The following is an 18,712-nucleotide window of genomic DNA, read 5'->3' on the forward strand; positions in this document are numbered from 1 at the left end:
AAGACGGTGCTTCACGCGATACATAGGCAGCGGATGTACCGTCCCCTTCGCGAATAAATTCGCTCCCGCTTGCACTTGCTGCGGGCAGACATGGAGTCGTCCGCCGTCCATGCTGATGGATCAAACAGAGGTTGTCTTCACGGCCGAGCGAGCAGTTTTGATTTGAGCTGCCTTTACCGGGGTAGCCGACACGAAAGCACCTGGCTCCATCGCAAACCTTTCTGCCAGCGCGTAAGCCATCTTGTGACTGATGGGACGATCGCCACTCATTACCTTGGAAACCGCCGTTTTATCATCTATCTCAGGAAGGTCCGAACCGGTGAGTCCGAGCGTTTCCATCAGATCCTTGATCAGCTGTATAGGAGTGCATGTCGCTTCAAACGCGGCATTCGATTTGCGAAACTGATCAGAATCTCGCTGGTAAGCCAGAGTTTCGTCCTCAAGCTCAACGAGAATTTTCTCCTCGGACTTGCTCAGTTCGCGTCCATCAGTGAGCATCAAGAAGATCAGTCGCACGCTCATAGTCGGCGGGAGTCTTGATACCGTGCACAAACTCACCGCGCAGTCGCTCCAGCACCGCATATAACTCGCCAAGCGTCGCTATAACGGTTTGAAAATCGCTTCTGACTGCACTCATCGTTTTACCCCTTTGTTCCTTGCGTACCAGACGTTGGCAACGTCGTAATCAGCATATGTGTAGATGTGTTTGACGTAGAATTTTTGCCGGGTGTAGTGGATGCCGCCTATCACCCTGAGGTTGTTGCCGCCTACGTCAATCACGACCCAATTCATCAGCGCTCTCGGCTTGAGCGAGTCGATGGCAGTCGCCGCGCGGGTAAAAACCGGCAAGGATATTGTGAGAAAAACACGTCGATAGGGAGGGGCATTTGGATACGTTATGTATCGGCTTGCTGGGATGTGTGACGAGTAAACCCCAGAAACAAGAAAGCCCGCACTAGGCGGGCTTCTTGTTGCTTCATGAGCATCGATGATGTCACGAAGCAGGTACTTGGTGGCTACACAGGGACTTGAACCCCGGACCCCAGCATTATGAATGCTATGCTCTAACCAACTGAGCTATGTAGCCAAGTGGCGCGCATTATTCGCGGATAAGGGATATGTGTCAACCCTTGTTCTGAAAAATTTATGCGTGTGATCAAGCGGTTAGGGTTTCATCCCCGTCATGCAAGGCCGAAGCCGGTTTACCGTTAGCAAAAAAGATCCTGAAGCAAGCCATCGTCCGGCCATTCTTCATGCCTTCTCGGTGCACGTTTAGCCAGACCTTAATGTTTTCGCTGATTTTTGCGGGAGGCGACGTCCTGTTCGAGGTCCAGACATTCCGTTCCACATCAAGGTCTTTAAAGAGCATCTTGCGCCTGAAGGACCTGAGGGTGTTTGCCGTCCATTTGGGGCTCTCCTCCGGGAAATGACAAAGCGTAACTATTGGTGACGTACTTTTGCAGTGTCTATCCACCGAGCGGGAAGCTTCCTACTGATAAAAACAGCAATCGCCTACACGGTCTGAATATTGCTAGGAGATCGCATGGCTGACGATTTCTACACTGGCGCCATTCAGGAAGCGCTGGGTGGCTATCGTAATTCAATCAATAACATGGCATTTTGCCGGTAGCGGTTTTTTCAAAGACATCCGGGATGGCTTCTGCCATTTCTGTTCGATGTTCTGGGGGAGTAGGTCGGTCATGTACAGTCTTTTGTCGCCAGGTATGCGCATGCTTAGCCGTTTTGGTTTCGCGCGTAAGTTTCAGATGCTGTTTCTTCTGTTCATGTTGCCGCTGGTGGGTAGCCTCTGGATGATCGGCCAGGACTATCGCAGTAAGCTCGCGACGATCGCGGGCGAACGCTCGGGCGTGACTCAATTGCTGGCGCTGGATCTGGTGGATGCCGAGCTTTCTCATCAGCGCGACAATGCTGCACGCTGGAAAGCCTCCGATATCCTCAAAGAGCCGACGCCTGCCGCCAAGGCCGCAATGAGCGCGATGGATGCCGCAGGCCCGCGCATAACGCAGGCGCTTGAGTCGCTGGGTACTACGCTCAAAAGCGAGGAGGCCAGCGCCGACGCGCTCAAGCGCTATGAAACGCTAAAAGCTTCGGTCACCGGCATGGACATCGCATCGCTGCGGACTGTGGGCTGGTGGCCGGACGGCTACGACCGATTCACCAATGCCCTGGGCAATGTGCAGGCTTTGCGTGAGCAAATCGCCACGGACAGCGGCCTGATTCTCGACCCTTGGCTGGAGACGTATCTGTTGATGCAGATGTCGACCCAGCAGGTTCCGGAATTGATCGAGCGTATCGGTCGTATGGCCAGTATCGGTCAGACCTCGGTGGTCACCGGGCAATTCAGCCTGCAAAGCCGCTTGCAGATGCGCGAGCTGCGCGGGCGCATCGCCGATGCTCAGACTCAACTGGTCAAAGCCGGGGATTTTCTGAAGGCTAAGCTGCCAGCGGAAATGAAACCATGGGCGGACAATTACGACGCCGTTATGCAGCGTCTACAGACCGAATTGAAGGTGCTGGATGACGGGGTGTTTGACGGCACCATCAAGCTTGACGCGCCTGCGTTCGAGCGCAGCGTCGATACTTTGCTCAACGATTTGGCGAACCTGCGCAACCAGTCGTTGCAGTCGCTGGACAGTCGCCTGGCTTACTACCACAGCAAGTCCAACATGCAATTCATCCCCATGGGCATCTGCTTTGGTGTGTTGCTGCTGGCTGCGCTTTATCTGTTTGCGTGCCTGCAGGCATCGATCCGTCGCAGTGCCAGCGGTATCACTACGTTGGCGGAGTCCCTGCGTGACGGCAATCTGTTAGTCCAGGTGGAAGTGCAGGGCCGTGATGAATTGGCTGCGATCAGCACTGCATTGAACGTTGCCGTGGTGCAGTTGCGCACGAGTTTGCTGGGCGTCAACCATGAAACCAAGCAACTAGGCAGCGCGGTGTTGACCCTCAATACGCAATCGAGCGGCACGCTGACCGAAGTTGAAGAGCAGCAGTATCAGATCAGTCAGATTGCCGCAGCAGCGACCGAGCTGGCGGCGACCTCGCAGGGCGTGGCAAAAAGTTGTGAGCAGGCCTCCGACAGCGCCCGGCATACGCGCCAGATTGCTGAGGAAAGCAGCCGCGACAGCCAGCGCACGACCACGAGTATTCAGCAGCTCAATCAACGCTTGACGGATACCGCTGCGGCGCTGGGCCGGGTCAGCGAGCAGGGGCAACAGATTCAGTCGGTAGTTGATGCGATTCGTGGTATCGCCGAACAGACTAACTTGCTGGCCCTCAACGCGGCCATTGAGGCGGCGCGCGCAGGTGAGCAGGGCCGTGGTTTTGCGGTGGTTGCCGATGAGGTTCGCAGCCTGTCGCAACGGACTCAGGTCTCCACAGCGGAAATTGCCAGCACCGTCGACAGCCTGCGTTCTACCGTGAGCCAGGCTGTAGGCTTGATGGAGTCGGCGTGCGGTCAGGCGGTCAACGATGCGCAGTCGGTGACTGATCTGGGTCAGCGGCTGGTTGAAATCGCCAGTGCGGTGCAGGGTGTGACCGACACCCTGGCGCAGATTTCGACTGCGGTTGAAGAGCAGGCGAGCACGGCTGATGAAGTCAGCGGCAATATCCAGCAGGTCGACCAGGCAGCCGGGCGTTTGCTTGACGGTGCGCGGGCTGTCAATCAGGCGGCCGACACGTTGAGTAAAGGCAGTCGTGCGTTGAGCGACAACACCTCGCGTTTTCAGCTGGATTGAGGATTGAGTGAGACCTGCCCCCGAGCAATTCGGGGGCGGGAGAAGTGTCTGCTGAGTCTCCCGGTGCCAACTCCATCTAAATTAAACGTATTTCCTGTTGGAGCGAGGCTTGCCCGCGAAGAACGATAATGCGGTTTGTCTGCCACACCGCGTCGGCTGGTTCGCGGGCAAGCCTCGCTCCAACAGGGGAATAGAGGAGCCTTTTGGTGTTCTGTTTTAGGCAACAATAAATTCATTCTGTAATATTGGTGCGTGTCCTCTCCCTACCCATACTCGAACTGCACCCCGACGCCACCAGCCGGGGGCGAAAGGCCGGATCTGCTGACGGAGCAACCCTCACAAGGGGCGTCATAAAGCAGGCGAGAGCATTAAGTTTTTATCGCTCGCAGCACGCGAGTTTCCATGCATGACATGGATTTGAATCTGCCCTGGGTGCCGTCGGCACCTCCTGAAAAAACAACAACTATTGGCCAGCCGCATGACGATTGGCCAACAGGTGAGGGGACAACCATGCAACATTCTCACGCCGCGACACTGGGCGAAAATCGTGCCGTTTCATCGACCGTAAAACTGTACATCTGGGCAGCGGTCATTCTGGTGGTGGCCGAGGCAATCGGCGCGATCAGTATTCCCCTCGGCCCTGGCAAAGTAGTCCTGCTGCCTATGGTCTGGGCGCTGTTGATCGGCGCGGGCATCGGCATCTTCAGCCGCCGTCTGCCAGGTCCGATCGGCCTGAGCCTTGGTGATCAGGTACGTTCCGCTTCAATCCTGCAACCGGCTCTGTTGGTGTTCATCGCCAAGCTGGGCATGGTCGTTGGCGGTTCATTGCCGTTGGTGTTTGCCTCGGGTTGGGCGTTGTTGTTCCAGGAATTCGGCCACTTTGTCGGCACCGTGATCCTCGGTTTGCCGGTGGCGCTGATGCTCGGTATCAAGCGCGAAGCCATTGGCGCGACGTTCTCGGTAGGTCGTGAGCCAAGCCTGGCGATCATCGGTGAGCGCTACGGCATGGACTCCCCCGAAGGTCGCGGCGTACTCGCCGAATACCTGACCGGGACATTGTTCGGTGCGTTGTTCATTGCCGTCGTTGCAGGCTTCATTACCAGCCTCGGGATTTTCCATCCCAACTCGCTGGCGATGGGTTCGGGCATTGGTTCTGGCAGCATGATGGCTGCTGCGGCGGGCGCAATCGCGGCTCAACAGACGCCGGAAGTGGCCAAGGAAGTCATGGCGCTCGCCGCTGCGTCGAACCTGATCACCACCACTATCGGCACGTACTTCACGCTGTTCATTTCCTTGCCGCTGGCGGTCTGGGGCTACCGGGTTCTGGAGCCGATCATCGGCCGAACCACCAAAGCTTCGGTGATGAACAATGGTCCCAAGCATGACCAGGTGTCCCTTGAGGTCAAGGAGCTGGGTTGGGGCGGCCGGATCAGCGCGTGGCTGGCAGCGGGTGCGTTGGCATTGATCGCCAACTATGTGGGTTACAAGACACTGTCGCCTGCCGCCTTCGGTGGTATCGCGGTGATGATCCTGGCGGTATTCATCGGCGAGCTGATCTGTGTGGCCTTGCGCCGCAAGATTCCGGCGGTGTGCACCGTGTCGATTGTCGCGATGTTCATGACTTCTCCAGCATGCCCTTGGGCGGCTGAGATTGCGCAGATGGTCGGCTCGATCAACATGCTTGCAGTGATCACACCGATGCTGGCTTTCGCCGGTTTGTCGGTGGCCAAAGACCTGCCAGCGTTCCGCCTACTGGGCTGGCGCATCGTGCTGGTTTCGTTCCTTGCTAACTTTGGTACGTTCATTGGTGCTGTGTTGATTGCTGAGTTCTTTCACTAAGCACTGAGCGGTTGGCAATAAAAAACGCCGGGCAGATCGAATCTGCCCGGCGTTTTTATTTGGGTGGGGACTTGTCGTAGGACCGGCTTTAGCCGGGAGGAGACCGTGACCGTCACTAAAAATGTGTCGGCAGAAATACCGCCCTCCCGGCTAAAGCCGGTCCTACGGAAATGTGGCTTTGCCAGCTTTCGTAGGAGCGGCTTTAGCCGCGAGCGGAGTCAAGCAAGGTTTGCCTGCTCCACCAACCAGTCATGCACTGCCCGGCGGGCCGGGGTTTGCAGGGCGCCTTCGCGGTAGACCAGTACGTACTTCTTGCGCGCTGCAATCGGGTGGCCGAACGGGATGATCAGCGAGCCTTCTTCCAGCTCGTTGGTGATCAGCGCCTTTCGCGCAATCGCCACGCCCATGCCCATGATCGCCGCCTCAATGGTCAGGTGGTTGCGATTGAACGTGTGGCCTCGGCGCACGTCGATGCCTGAAGCGCCGATAGCATTCAGATAAAACTCCCACTCGGCGTACTCATAGCTGCCGCGCCACGCGGTGATGTCGTGCAGCAATGGGTAGTGCACCAACTGACTGGGGGTATCCAGCGGCGGCTTGCCTGCTTGCAAGGCTGGCGAGCAGACCGGGAACAGCTCTTCCTCCAGTAACGAAGTCGTCATCAGCCCCGGATAACTGCCGTCGTTGAGGTCAATCGCCAGGTCAAAATCGTCATCACGCAAAGAGCCGCTGCTGTCCTCGGCAATGATCCGCAACTGGATATCCGGAAACGCCAGCTCCAGTTGCGGCAGGCGTGGCATCAGCCATTTGCTCAGGAACGAAGGAATACAGCGCAGCTTGAACACGCCACCGATGCGTCCCGAGTGCAGCAGCCGCAGTTCATCATCAATACGGCTGTGAACCTCGTTGGCGACGATAGCCAGCCGTTGTCCTTCGGCGGTCAGCTCAAGACCACGACCGACCCGATGAAACAGCGCAAAGCCCAGCCGCTCTTCGAGCTGACGCATTTGCTGGCTGATGGCACCGGGCGTTACGTGCAGTTCGTCCGCGCAGCGGGTAAACGACAGGTGCCGGGCGGCACAGGCGAAAACCTGAAGCCATGCGTGCATTTGCGCGTTGAGGATTTTGCTCATCTATCAGTTCTGCTTAACCATGGCTTAGGAAGTTTCGTTTGTGGATCGCTTGGCTGGAGCCTAAAAATACCAGCACATAACAAAGTGTCTTTCGAGGCTGACAGCCTCTCACGAATCGAGCAAACCGTATGGCTATCAGCGTCTTCGACATGTTCAAAATCGGCATCGGCCCCTCCAGTTCGCATACGGTCGGACCAATGCGTGCCGCTGCGATCTTTACTGTGCAATTGCGCGAGCAGGATCTGCTGAACAAGGTCGAGCGTGTCGAGGTACGTTTGTATGGCTCGTTGTCGGCCACCGGCATTGGTCACGGCAGCGATCGTGCGACGGTTATCGGCCTGATGGGCGAGTGGCCTGACCAGGTAGACCCGGCGCTGGTAGCACCTCGTGTAGACGCTGTGCTGGAGCAACAGGTTCTGCTGCTCGGCGGCGAACAGCGCATTACCTTCGAATGGCAGCGCGACATGCGCCTGCTGGAAGAAAGCCTGCCTTATCACCCTAACGGCATGACGCTCTGCGCCTATGGTGCCACTGGTGAAGTGTATGAGCAGACTTATTATTCGGTCGGCGGTGGTTTCGTTGTTGATGCCGAACAGGCCGCCAGCGGCGTTCTGGACAGCGATACTACCGAGCTGCCTTACGATTTCTCCAGCGGTGCCCAACTGCTGCGCCTGTGCAAAAAGCATGGCCTGAGCATTTCTGCGCTGATGATGGAGAACGAGAAAGTCTGGCGCACCGAAGCGGAAATCCGTTCGCGGATTCTGCACATCTGGGGTGCCATGCAGGACTGCGTAAATAAAGGGCTGCGAGAGGAGGGGATCTTGCCCGGTGGCCTGAATGTTCGGCGTCGTGCGTTCAAGCTGCATCGTAGCCTGCAGGAGCTGGGTAAACCCAACGTGATCAGCTCGACCCTCAGCGCCATGGAGTGGGTCAACCTGTTCGCCCTGGCAGTCAACGAAGAAAACGCAGCGGGCGGTCGTATGGTCACTGCGCCCACCAATGGCGCGGCGGGGATCATTCCGGCGGTGCTGCACTACTTCATGAAATTCAATCCTGATGCCACTGAAGATGACGTCGTACGGTTCTTTTTGAGCGCGGCGGCGGTGGGCATTCTGTGTAAAAAGAACGCGTCGATTTCTGGTGCGGAAGTGGGGTGTCAGGGCGAAGTGGGTTCTGCTTGTGCAATGGCAGCTGCGGGCCTGGCAGAGATTCTCGGCGCTACGCCCGAGCAGGTTGAAAACGCTGCGGAGATTGGTCTGGAGCATAACCTGGGCCTGACCTGCGACCCGGTTGGCGGCCTGGTGCAAATACCCTGTATCGAGCGCAACGCGATTGCCGCGGTGAAGGCGATCAACGCAGCACAAATGGCTATGCGCGGTGACGGTGAGCATTTCATCTCCCTGGACCACGCCATCCGCACCATGCGCGACACCGGCGCGGACATGCTTGAGAAGTACAAAGAAACGTCCCGCGGTGGGTTGGCGGTGAAGTGGGTGGAGTGCTGAGACTCAACCGCTAGATACCTGTAGGGGCGAGCTTGCTCGCGATCCAATATCACTGCCGACATGTTCACCGACGGGATTTACGTTATCGCGAGCAAGCTCGCTCCTACAGGGGATCTCATTTCACTTCGGACAATTGGGTGATTCAGCCCGCAGCCAACTCCTGCTCCACCAACTTTGTCCACACCGCCACGCCCGAGCCGATCACTTGATCGTTGAAGTCGTGGCATGGTCTTGGTAGGAGCGAACTTGTTCGCGAGGCGGCGTACCTGACACATCGTCTCGCGAACAAGTTCGCTCCTACCGATTCGATCGCGGTTAGCCCGCAGCCAACTCCTGCTCCACCAGCTTGGTCCACACCGCCACGCCTGCGCCGATCACTTGATCGTTGAAGTCGTAATATGGGTTGTGCAACGCCGCTGATGGTTTTTCGCCGTCCACGCCCAGCCAGATGTAAGCGCCGGGGCGGGCCTGGAGCATGTAGGCGAAGTCTTCGGACGCCATGGACGGGTTACAACCCCACTGAACGTTTTCCTCACCCACCGCCGTAATCGCTGCACGACGAATCGTGGCCGCTGCATCGACGTTGTTCTCGGTCACCGGATAACCGACTTTGTAAGCCAGCTTGCCAGTCACGCCAAAAGCTACTGGCAATTGCTCGACGAACTCGCCAATCAACTTCTCGACCTTGTCGCGCACCGGGGTTTGCAGGCAGCGCACCGTACCGCGCAGCACTGCCGTTTCCGGGATCACGTTGATCGCTTCACCGGCATTGAACTGCGTGATGCTGACCACCGCCGAGTCCAGTGGCGAAAGCCGGCGCGAGACTATGGTCTGCAGGCCCAGCACCAGCTGCGCAGCGGCAACAATTGGATCAGCGCCTTTATCCGGCATGGCGGCATGGCTGCCTTTGCCGGTCAGGGTAATTTCAAAGGTATCCAGCGAAGCCATCATCGGCCCCGGATTGATGATCACCTGGCCGGCCGGTGCGCCAGGCCAGTTGTGCAGACCGTAAATGGCGTCCATCGGGAAGCGTTCGAACAACCCGTCATCAATCATTTTGCCCGCGCCGCCGAGGTTTTCTTCCGCAGGCTGGAAGACGAAATGCACAGTGCCTTTGAAATTGCGCGTCTCGCTCAGATGCCGGGCTGTGGCCAGCAGAATCGCGGTATGACCGTCATGACCACAGGCATGCATGCAGCCTTTGTGCGTCGACGCATGAGAGTGGGTGCCCAGCTCCTGAATCGGCAAGGCGTCCATGTCGGCACGAATGCCGATGCTCGGGCCTTCGCCAATACGCAAGGTGCCGACCACGCCAGTACCGCCCAGGCCGCGATGCACTTCAATGCCAAAGCTTTCGAGCAACTGCGCAACCCGCTCGGAGGTGCGCAGTTCCTCAAAGCCCAGTTCGGGGGCCGAGTGGAAATCGCGACGCCATACCGTGGCGTCTTCGATCAACGTTTGGGATAGCTTCATCAGTTTCACTCCAGGCTCGCTCCGTAACCGAAGCTGACCGCAGGTACGGCAGCCGTTTCGACCCAGACGCTTTTGACTTCACTGTATTCGCGCAGTGCGTCGAGGCCCGACGAACGACCGTAGCCGCTGTCGCCGTAACCGCCGAAAGGCGAGCTGACGTGGATGGTCTTGTAACCGTTGACCCAGAAGGTCCCGGCGCGCACTTGTTTGGCGACGCGGTGGGCGCGGCCGACATCGCGAGTCCATACCGCACCGGCCAGACCGAAGCGGCTGTCGTTGGCAATACGGATCGCTTCTTCTTCATCTTTGAACGGAATCGCCACGACCACCGGACCGAAGATTTCGTCCTGCGCGCAGTTCAGCGCGTTGTCGCCTGCCAGCACCGTCGGGTTGACGTAATAGCCCGGCACGTTCGGCAGCGGATCAGCATCAACACCCACCAGCTTCGCACCATCCTGGAGCGCATTTTCGACCATGCTCTTTACGTGTGCATATTGCTTGGCATTGTTGATCGGGCCGATCTGGGTTTCAGGGTCGCTCGGGTCGCCGACCTTGAATTGTTTACCCGCCGCAGCCAGCGCAGTGGTGAAGCGCTCGAAAATTGATTCCTGCACCAACAGGCGCGAACCGGATACGCAGCTTTGACCTGCACCAGAGAAAATCGCCGCCTGAGCGCCGCGCAGGGCGACTTCCAGATCTGCGTCTTCAAAGACGATGTTCGCCGACTTGCCGCCCAGTTCCAGTACGCACGGAATGCAACGTTGTGCGGCAGCAGTCGCGATGTGACGACCGGTGGCGGGCGAACCCACGAACACCACTTTGCGGATATCAGCCTTGGCGATCAGTGCTTGGCCGATGGTGTGACCGAAACCGGCGACCACGTTGACCAGACCTTTTGGCACACCGGCGCGTTCGATCAAAACAGCTACCACCAGCGAAGACAAAGCGGTCAGCTCGGACGGTTTGAGAATCACCGCGTTACCAGCCGTGATCGCCGGTGCGATCTGCCAGCCGCAGGTGAAAATCGGTGCGTTCCACGGGGTGATTTGCAGCACCGTGCCCAGTGGTTCGTAGGTCACGTAGTTGAGGTGCGAGGTCGGCACCGGAATCACTTCGCCGTGCAGCTTGTCAGCCCAACCGGCGTAGTACTCGAACATCTCGGCGACTTTCGCCACTTCAACGTTGGCATCGCGAATTGGCTTGTTGGCCGTGATGGATTCGATCTGCGCCAGATTGGCGGCTTCCTGACGAATCAATGCGCCGACCTGATACATCAAGCGGCCACGGGCCTGAGCGGTCAGTGCTGCCCATTGGGCCTGGGCGGTTTTCGCCACTGCATCGATAGTTGCTACCAGCGATGCGTCGGCATCGGGAAAACTCAGCATCAGGCTGTCATCGTGGGCGTTGCGCACTTCAACCGGTTCGCCATGGCCTTCGACGAACTCGCCGCCGACGTAGCTGGCCACAGTGTTGCGGTCGCCCCAGTACGGGCGCATCAGTTCCAGCAGTTTTTGCGTGCTCATCGGTTATTCCCCTTTGCCGAACAGCTGGGCATCGGTCCGCTGGACGATGCAGTTGAAGTCTTCCCCATCCGGCAGCGTTTCGCTGCTGGCGGCCCACAGCTGGGCGACAATGCGCGCCAATGGCAGGTCCATATCAAGGCTCGCGGCCAGATCGCTGGCCAGGCCGACGTCCTTGCGCATCAGGCCCATGGTGAAGCCGGAGTTGTAGGTTTTGTTCAGTACCCAGGTCGGGAACATCACTTGGGTGGCGCCGCTACGGCCGGAACCGGCATTAAGGCCGAGCATCAGTTTTTCCGGATCGACGCCCGCTTTGGCGGCCATGCTCACGGCCTCTGCGGTGCTGATCAGGTGGCAGGCGGCGAGCATGTTGTTGGCGATCTTCGCCACGTTGCCCGCGCCGCATTTGCCGACGTGAACACGGGTGCCGCTCATGCCTTCAAGGACTGGCAATACTTTTTCCAGGTCTGCGTCTTCTGCGCCGATGACCATGGACATAGTGCCGGTGGCTGCACCTTTAGGGCCGCCGGAAACCGGTGCGTCGATGAAGCCAATGTTCTTTTGCAGCAGAGCGGCGGCCACCTTGCGACTGGCTTCCGGTGTAGAGGTGGTGGTGTCGACCACGATCAGGCCAGCGTTGCCGTGCTGCAGCACGCCTTCAGCGCCCAGGCAAACCGATTCAACGTGTTCTGCTTTTGGCAACGACAGGATCAGCACGTCGACCTGTTTGATCAGTGCGGTGCGGTCAGTCACCGGTTTAACGCCTTTACTCTCGGCGATTTCCAGTGCGGCTTGCGACAGGTCAAAGCCGCTTACGTCAAAGCCTTTGCTGGCCAGGGTCGCAGCCATGCCGCCGCCCATGTTGCCCAGTCCAATCACGCCTACTTTTAAAGTCATTCAGAATGCTCGCTCAGCTGTTTGACAGGCTACGTCGCACCGTCAATGGTTATCGGCAGATGAACCGAGTATGGACACCGCTCTGCACACACAGCAATAATCACCAAATTCATTTTTGTTGCGTTGAAAGCAACGCAGGTGGCCCATGAGTCTGGTTCAGGATCGACGCATTCTTTATTTCTTCGAGGCCGTACGACTGGGCAGCGTTCGTGCAGCTGCGGATTTTCTCGACGTTGCGCCGTCTGCAGTCAGTCGGCAGATCGCCCAGTTGGAGCATGAGTTGGGCGCACCGTTGCTGGAGCGCCATCGCCGCGGGGTGAAACCGACTGAGGCGGGGGATCGCGTGCTGGCTTACTACCGTCAGCGACTTTCTCAGCAGGAGGTTTTGCTGGAGTCGCTGCAAGCGTTGCGCGGTTTACAGAGTGGTTCGGTGGTGTTGGCCATTGGTGAAGGGTTTATCGATGGCCTGACCGAGCCGCTGACAAAGTTCTCGACGCTGTATCCCAAGGTCGAACTGCAAGTGAACGTGTGCGGCACCAACGAAGTGATCCGTCAGGTGGTAGAAGACGAAGCTCACATCGGCCTGGTGTTCAACCCGCCCGCTGACCCGAAGATTCGCTCACACGCCCACCAGAAACAGCCGGTCTGCGTGATGGTCAGCCCCGATCATCCGCTGGCGCAACATGACGGGCCGATCCCCCTGAAAGGTCTGGACAGTTATCGGTTGGGGTTGCTTGGAGTGTCCTACGGTATCCGCCAGATCCTGACTCAGGCCGAACAGCAGTCGGGTGTTTCCCTGATGCCAACCCTGACCTGCAACACCTTCGCCATGCTCAAGCGCTTTGCCATGAGCGGTGGCGTAACCCTGTTGCCAACCTTTGTGGTGGTGGATGAACTGGCGAGTGGCAAGCTGATCGCGTTACCACTGGAATCCCAAGTGTTCAGTGAATCCCAGGTACACATCATCAGCCGGCTGGGCAGGCAATTGAGCGTCGGTTCGAGCCGATTGCTGGTGCAGTTGCAGCAGGACATGACGGCGTTTAACGGGAAGTGAAGGACGTCGCTTCCACAGGAACACACTGACGACGTGGGACCGGCTTCAGCCGGGAAGAGGCCAGTACAGTCAATACATCTTTATCGTCAGAAATGCAGCCTTCCCGGCTAAACGGAGCGGCACCCGGCCGGTCCTGCTGGATGGCGCTTGCCTGCGATAAAGAACGCTGCAGATATCAGGTCCGTTACGTCCAGGCCTATCGCGAGCAAGCTCTGCTCCCACAAAAGTCCACTCAGTGCGCGCCACGCCACCAGCACTTTAAGAATCGTCTGATTCTGACTCTTCGGACAGCTCCTTAAGATTGCGTCTCTCAATAGCCCGGCACCAGGCACAACGTCTGTTGCTGCATTTTGATTGACTCAGCGGAGCTCGACATGAAAAAGACTTTACTGGCGCTTGGTGCGATGGCCGCAGTTGCCTCTTCGTTTAACGCCTCGGCAGCAGATGGCACCATCAACTTCACCGGTCAGATCAACAGCCAGACTTGTACCATCGAAGGCGCCACCGCCGGCACGTTGGTCAAGGCCGTTGCTTTGCCAAAGGTTTCAACGTCGTCACTGGCCACCGTCGGTAAAACCGCCGGGCGTGTCGGTTTCACTCTGGCGCTGACTGCCTGCACGGGTAGCAGCGCGTTGGTGCGTTTCGAACAGGGCGCGTCGGTTGATGCCGCAACCGGCAACCTGCGTAACCAGACCGCTAACGGTTCCAACGCACAGATCCAGATCCTCAACGCGAACTTTGCGCCGATCAATCTGCAAACCAATTCGGGTTCGTTGTCGACCGCTATCACTGAGGAAGCCGCAAGCCTGCAGTTCTACGCGCAGTACATCGCCGCTACTGCCGCAGCGACTGCGGGTCAGATCACGTCCAACGTCCAGTTCTCCATGGATTACAACTGATCCTGTACGCCCGGGGTCAGGCTCCGGGCGTTGATCGAGCCAATCTTATGAAAACTTCTTTCCTCAAGCGTGCCGCGTGTGCGCTGTGCAGTGCATTTTTTGTTATCGGGATTTCACCCGTATCGGCCAATGTGGTGATTTCAGGCACTCGTGTGGTCTATCCGGCCAGCGAGCGGGAAATCACCCTCAAGCTCGATAACGTGGGTCAGGAGCCGTCTCTGGTTCAGGTCTGGATTGACCGGGGCGATCCCCAGTCGCGTCCCGATCAGGCTGATGCGCCTTTTTTGCTGACGCCGCCGATTGTGCGGATTTCGGCAGGGCGTTCGCAGACCCTGCGTATCACTTATACCCATGACCCATTGCCGACAGACGTCGAATCGGTGTTCTGGCTGAACGTTCTGGACGTTCCGCCCAACCCGAAAAATGCCGACAGCAACTTTATTCAACTGGCTTACCGGTCACGGATCAAACTCTTTTACCGCCCGGAGCAATTAAAGGGTTATGCCGAAGACGCACCCGCCGCGGTGAGCTGGAAGCTGGTTTCAACCGTCAATGGCGTCGTATTGCGCGGCTCTAATCCAACTGCGTTCAGCGTCTCTTATAACAAGACTGAGCTGGTGGCGGCGGGTAAGACCTACAGCAGCAAGGGCGGAATGATCCCGCCACGAGGCGTGCAGGATTTCCCGCTGGAAGAGTTGAAAAGCATACCGTCCGGGGCGCTGACCCTGCGTTACGAATGGATCAACGACTACGGCTCAAGCAAGTCCGTCGAGACCCGCCTCAGCAATTGATTGCACGCGGTGCTTACGGTTTTGGCTAAGCACGCTGACCGCCATTTTCGCTAACTCCGGCCAGACAGGCTGGACCTCTGCTGCTTGCTCTGATGATGCAAGCCTGTCCAGGATGACTACTCATGTTTGATTTTATCTGCCCGGCCATGCGCCTCAGGGTGCGGCAGCCGTGTGCGCTTTTTGTTTTGCTGACGATGCTGCCTTGCAGTGTTTTGGCAGACGACAGCGAGCATGTGGACTTCAACCCCGCTTTCATCACTGACAGCCAAGGACGAGCGGTGGATGTATCCCAGTTCGAAAATGGCAATCCTCTTGCGGCGGGCGGTTATCGCGTTGACCTGTATTTGAACGGCAACTGGCAGGGGCGCGAGTTGCTGACGGTGCGTAAGGACAGCGCGACGGGGAAAGCTCACTTCTGCTTCACACTGGATGATCTGACCCGCTGGGGGCTGAATCTTGAGGCTCTGCCAAACCGTGATCGGCAAGCGGATTTGCTGAAAGACCCGGAATGCGTCGAGCTGTCACTACTGGCGCCCGACATCAATGTCGAAGTGGACATGAGTGAGTTACGCACCGACGTGAGTATTGCCCAGGCCTATTTGAAGCGGGTCTCCCGTGGCTACGTCGACCCGAAAAACTGGGATCGCGGTATCAATGCTGCGTTCGTCGGTTACAACGCAAATCTCTACCAGAACGACAATCAGGGCGTAGCCAGTACTCAGTCTTATCTGGGTCTTAACACCGGTGTCAATCTGGGCGACTGGCGTCTGCGGCATAACGGCTCGTACAGCTACAACCGATCTGCCCAAGGCCCGTCAAGCAAGGGTTATCAAGCGGTCAGCAGTTATGCACAACGCGATATCACAGGCCTGAAATCGCAACTGACTATGGGCGAGTACTACACCCCCGGCGAGTTGTTCGACAGCGTGCCTTTCAGTGGTGTGCAGCTCGGCAGCGACGATCGTATGTTGCCAGATTCCATGCGCGGCTTTGCCCCACCGATCAGGGGGGTGGCGGACACCAATGCCCGGGTTACGGTGCGTCAGGGTGAAAGCATTCTTTACGAAACAACGGTCGCACCGGGGCCGTTTGTGATTGATGACCTGTACAGCACCGGTTATTCAGGGGATCTGTCTGTCACCGTCACGGAGGCAGACGGCCGCACCCGGAGTTTTATCGTGCCGTTTGCCTCGGTCGCGCAATTGCTGCGCCCCGGCACCACACGTTTCAACATCACGGCGGGGCGTTACCGCGATGAATACCTGAACAATACGCCGGAGTTTGTGCAGGGCAGCTATCAACGCGGTATCTCGGACAGATGGAGCGCCTACACCGGCAGCATCATCGCCGAGCAGTATCTGGCGGTGCAGGCGGGCGCGGCCTGGAGCACGCCCTTTGGGGCAATGGCGCTGGACGTCACCGAATCCCGTGCGACAGGTCTGGAGCAAAGCGCTGGAGCACTCGATTCCAGCATGCGTGGGCGCAGCTATCGGCTGACTTACAGCAAGCTGCTGGATTCCACCCAGACCAACTTCACGGTGGCGGCGTATCGCTTCTCCAGCGAAGGCTATTTGAATTTCAGCGACTATGCGCAATTGCGCAGTCGAGACACCGGCACGCTTTATCGACAACGCAGCCGCTTCCAGCTGAACATCAATCAGCCGCTGGGTGAGCGTCGTGGCAACGTCTATGTCACCGGCTCGGCGCAGAACTATTGGGGTGGTGATCAGCGCAGCAACGTGACCTATCAGGCCGGTTACAGCAATGGTTACAACTGGGGTTCGCTGAACGTGGGCGCCAGTCGGACGCGAGACTTCAACGGCGCCTTTCAGACTCAATATCAGGTTGGCGTAAACATCCCGTTTGGTCGCACACGCTCCAATTACATCAGCAGCACCCTGCGCTACACCGACAGCGGCGACAGCAATACTCAGGTTGCCTTGGGCGGCAGCGCCGGCGAGCGCAATCAGCTTAATTACAACGTCTACGGTTCGGCGGACAAGAACGCTGGCAACACCACCAGCAGCGCCGGTTCTTCCATGCAATATCGCGCTGAGCAATCCACCCTGAGCGCCGGAGTCAACACGGGCAAAGGCTACAAACAGGCCAATGTGGGCGCAAGCGGCAGCCTGGTTGCTCACGCAGGCGGTGTGACATTCGGCGCTGATCAGGGCGAAACCATGGCGTTGGTCAAAGCCGAAGGCGCCAGTGGGGCCCGGGTCGGCAACGCCTCGAACGCGGTGGTTAATGACAGTGGTTATGCGTTGGTCGCGGGCTTGATGCCTTACCGCCAGAACGACATCGCCCTGGACCCGAAAGGCATCTCCGACAACGTGGAGCTGGAGACCACTTCGCAAACCATCGCGCCGCGTTTTGGGGCGATCAGTCTGGTCAAGTACGAAACCGTCAGTGGTACGCCAATCCTTATGCAGGTAGTGCGTGACGACAAACAGAATCTGCCGCTGGGCGCTCAGGTGAAAGACCCGCAAGGCAACTTCCTGACCATGGTCGGGCAGGGTGGGCGTCTGTTCATTCGGGCCAATGAAAACAAAGGTGAGCTGCTGATCAGTTGGGGCAGCAAGCCGGGCGAAAGTTGCGCGTTGAACTACGCCTTGCCCGCCGATCACAACCCGGCGCAAAGCGGTTACGTACAGATGAAAGCCACCTGCAAAGTGCGCTGAGCCAACACCCGCCGGACCGTAGGAGTTTCTGCCGCATCGCCGCCGCTGCGCGCGAGGCCGCGATAGCGGTGTATCAGAAAGGATGCCATCGCTGCCTCGCCGTGCTCGTGAGCTCCTAAAGAAAAGCATTCAAAATCAGTAATTTATATTTTTTCTGAACGCTTAGCTCAGTTAGTTATGCGTTTTTTAACAGGAGTCCACATGAAAGATTTTCTGCTGAAACCCGTCCCCGCCAAGTGGTGCCTGGGTGCGTTTGTTTTGTTGTTTTGGGTTGGGCAAAGTTGGGCGACTTGTTCTTTCCTCGGCTCGGATAACAATTCGACCTTTACGGTGACCGTGCCCGCAACCCTCGCCGTGCCAAAAAACACACCCAACGGTACAGAGCTTTTTCGATCAAGCCCCGTCACGCTCTCGAACGTACCTGGAGTTACATGTTCTGGCGACGGATGGGGCTACTACAACAGTAGAGGTGCAACGGCAGAGAGCGACCCCAGTCCAATCGGCACGACCGGACTGGGCTGGCGTTACATTTACCAAGGATATGCATTACGTGGGCACCCTTCAGCCGGAACTTTCAGTGGTGGCGCAGGGATCAATGGCACAACTGCCGCGCTGCAAATTGTAAAGATTGGTACGGTCACGTCGGGTTCCATCTCCGGCGGCGTCATCGGCACGTTTCGCGTTGGCAGCAACAATCTGGATGTGTCCAGAATGAGCCTGTCCAATGCGATCAATATCACCGAAGTCAGTTGTCAGACGCCATCAGTCAACGTCGCTTTGGGTAAACATCGCAGCAGCGAATTCGGCGCTGTTGGCAGCTCCATCGGGCAGACAGCGTTCAATATTCAGCTTAATAACTGCCCTGGCGGGCTTGGCGGCATCAGTTATCGGTTGGACCCGGTCAATACCGCATTCAACGCAGGTCAGGGCATTCTTGCGTTAGATGCTGGCGGGGCGACAGGTGTTGGCATCCAGATCACTAACGCGAGCAACGGTGCGATCGGTCTAGGTGAGGTGCATAGTTTTCGCACTGCGCCGCCAGCTGGTAATTACTCGATCCCTCTGCGCGCCGCTTACTACAAAACCGCTAATACGGTCACCGGCGGGCCGGCCAACGCTTCCCTGCAATTCACCATTACTTATCAATAAGTACTGCCTTTTA

Annotated in this window: 15 protein-coding genes and 1 tRNA gene; 8 read left to right on the forward strand and 8 right to left on the reverse strand. The window is 57.8% G+C overall.

What is annotated here, in order from left to right:
* Window positions 1–120 precede the first annotated feature (120 nt).
* The 4 genes from ACYASS_RS02520 to ACYASS_RS02535 form a co-directional block, all read right to left on the reverse strand.
* On the reverse strand, window positions 121–522 hold the full coding sequence (locus ACYASS_RS02520) for a hypothetical protein (protein WP_463584961.1): 402 nt from the start codon (window positions 520–522) through the stop codon (window positions 121–123).
* The gene (locus ACYASS_RS02525; protein WP_463584962.1) at window positions 488–637 is read right to left on the reverse strand and encodes a hypothetical protein; all 150 of its coding nucleotides are present in this window, start codon (window positions 635–637) and stop codon (window positions 488–490) included. The genes ACYASS_RS02520 and ACYASS_RS02525 overlap by 35 nt, the downstream gene beginning before the upstream one ends.
* Window positions 634–792, reverse strand: coding sequence for a type II toxin-antitoxin system HigB family toxin (locus ACYASS_RS02530; protein ID WP_463584963.1), 159 nt, complete (start codon window positions 790–792; stop codon window positions 634–636). The genes ACYASS_RS02525 and ACYASS_RS02530 overlap by 4 nt, the downstream gene beginning before the upstream one ends.
* Window positions 793–1,010: 218 nt before the next feature.
* Window positions 1,011–1,087 (reverse strand) — tRNA-Met (locus tag ACYASS_RS02535).
* Between the two features lie 613 nt (window positions 1,088–1,700).
* On the opposite strand from ACYASS_RS02535, the gene ACYASS_RS02540 reads away from it, so the two are divergent.
* Window positions 1,701–3,758, forward strand: coding sequence for a methyl-accepting chemotaxis protein (locus ACYASS_RS02540; RefSeq protein ID WP_463584964.1), 2,058 nt, complete (start codon window positions 1,701–1,703; stop codon window positions 3,756–3,758).
* 510 nt (window positions 3,759–4,268) lie between these two features.
* On the forward strand, window positions 4,269–5,597 hold the full coding sequence (locus ACYASS_RS02545) for a DUF3100 domain-containing protein (RefSeq protein WP_243245651.1): 1,329 nt from the start codon (window positions 4,269–4,271) through the stop codon (window positions 5,595–5,597).
* 218 nt (window positions 5,598–5,815) lie between these two features.
* Here ACYASS_RS02545 and ACYASS_RS02550 read toward each other — a convergent pair whose 3' ends face one another.
* Window positions 5,816–6,730: a LysR substrate-binding domain-containing protein gene (locus tag ACYASS_RS02550; RefSeq protein ID WP_463584965.1), complete on the reverse strand. Its 915-nt coding sequence runs from the start codon at window positions 6,728–6,730 to the stop codon at window positions 5,816–5,818.
* Between the two features lie 128 nt (window positions 6,731–6,858).
* On the opposite strand from ACYASS_RS02550, the gene ACYASS_RS02555 reads away from it, so the two are divergent.
* Window positions 6,859–8,235 carry an L-serine ammonia-lyase gene (locus ACYASS_RS02555; protein ID WP_463584966.1) on the forward strand — a complete coding sequence of 459 codons (1,377 nt, stop codon included), beginning with the start codon at window positions 6,859–6,861 and terminating at the stop codon, window positions 8,233–8,235.
* A 315-nt stretch (window positions 8,236–8,550) separates the two neighbouring features.
* Here the strand turns inward: ACYASS_RS02555 and ACYASS_RS02560 are convergent, their stop codons facing one another.
* Genes ACYASS_RS02560 through ACYASS_RS02570 form a run of 3 tightly spaced genes read right to left on the reverse strand, consistent with a single transcriptional unit; the run spans window position 8,551 to window position 12,125 of the window.
* A complete protein-coding gene (locus ACYASS_RS02560) occupies window positions 8,551–9,708 on the reverse strand; it encodes a M20 aminoacylase family protein (RefSeq protein WP_463584967.1) in 1,158 nt (385 codons plus the stop codon).
* 5 nt (window positions 9,709–9,713) lie between these two features.
* Window positions 9,714–11,231 (reverse strand): aldehyde dehydrogenase family protein, encoded by a 1,518-nt coding sequence (locus ACYASS_RS02565; protein WP_463584968.1) that lies wholly within the window; start codon window positions 11,229–11,231, stop codon window positions 9,714–9,716.
* 3 nt (window positions 11,232–11,234) lie between these two features.
* Entirely contained in the window at window positions 11,235–12,125 is an 891-nt protein-coding gene (locus ACYASS_RS02570; protein WP_463584969.1) for an NAD(P)-dependent oxidoreductase, read from the reverse strand.
* A gap of 145 nt (window positions 12,126–12,270) precedes the next feature.
* On the opposite strand from ACYASS_RS02570, the gene ACYASS_RS02575 reads away from it, so the two are divergent.
* The 5 genes from ACYASS_RS02575 (at window position 12,271) to ACYASS_RS02595 (ending at window position 18,699) form a co-directional block, all read left to right on the forward strand.
* Window positions 12,271–13,179, forward strand: coding sequence for a LysR family transcriptional regulator (locus ACYASS_RS02575; protein ID WP_463584970.1), 909 nt, complete (start codon window positions 12,271–12,273; stop codon window positions 13,177–13,179).
* Window positions 13,180–13,553: 374 nt separating this feature from the next.
* Window positions 13,554–14,078, forward strand: coding sequence for a fimbrial protein (locus ACYASS_RS02580; RefSeq protein ID WP_087272895.1), 525 nt, complete (start codon window positions 13,554–13,556; stop codon window positions 14,076–14,078).
* A 47-nt stretch (window positions 14,079–14,125) separates the two neighbouring features.
* Window positions 14,126–14,869 carry a fimbrial biogenesis chaperone gene (locus ACYASS_RS02585; RefSeq protein ID WP_463584971.1) on the forward strand — a complete coding sequence of 248 codons (744 nt, stop codon included), beginning with the start codon at window positions 14,126–14,128 and terminating at the stop codon, window positions 14,867–14,869.
* Between the two features lie 122 nt (window positions 14,870–14,991).
* Window positions 14,992–17,550 (forward strand): fimbria/pilus outer membrane usher protein, encoded by a 2,559-nt coding sequence (locus tag ACYASS_RS02590; RefSeq protein ID WP_463584972.1) that lies wholly within the window; start codon window positions 14,992–14,994, stop codon window positions 17,548–17,550.
* Between the two features lie 201 nt (window positions 17,551–17,751).
* Window positions 17,752–18,699 (forward strand): fimbrial protein, encoded by a 948-nt coding sequence (locus ACYASS_RS02595; protein ID WP_463584973.1) that lies wholly within the window; start codon window positions 17,752–17,754, stop codon window positions 18,697–18,699.
* Window positions 18,700–18,712: the final 13 nt, after the last annotated feature.

The organism is Pseudomonas sp. HP_14, from assembly GCF_055283875.1.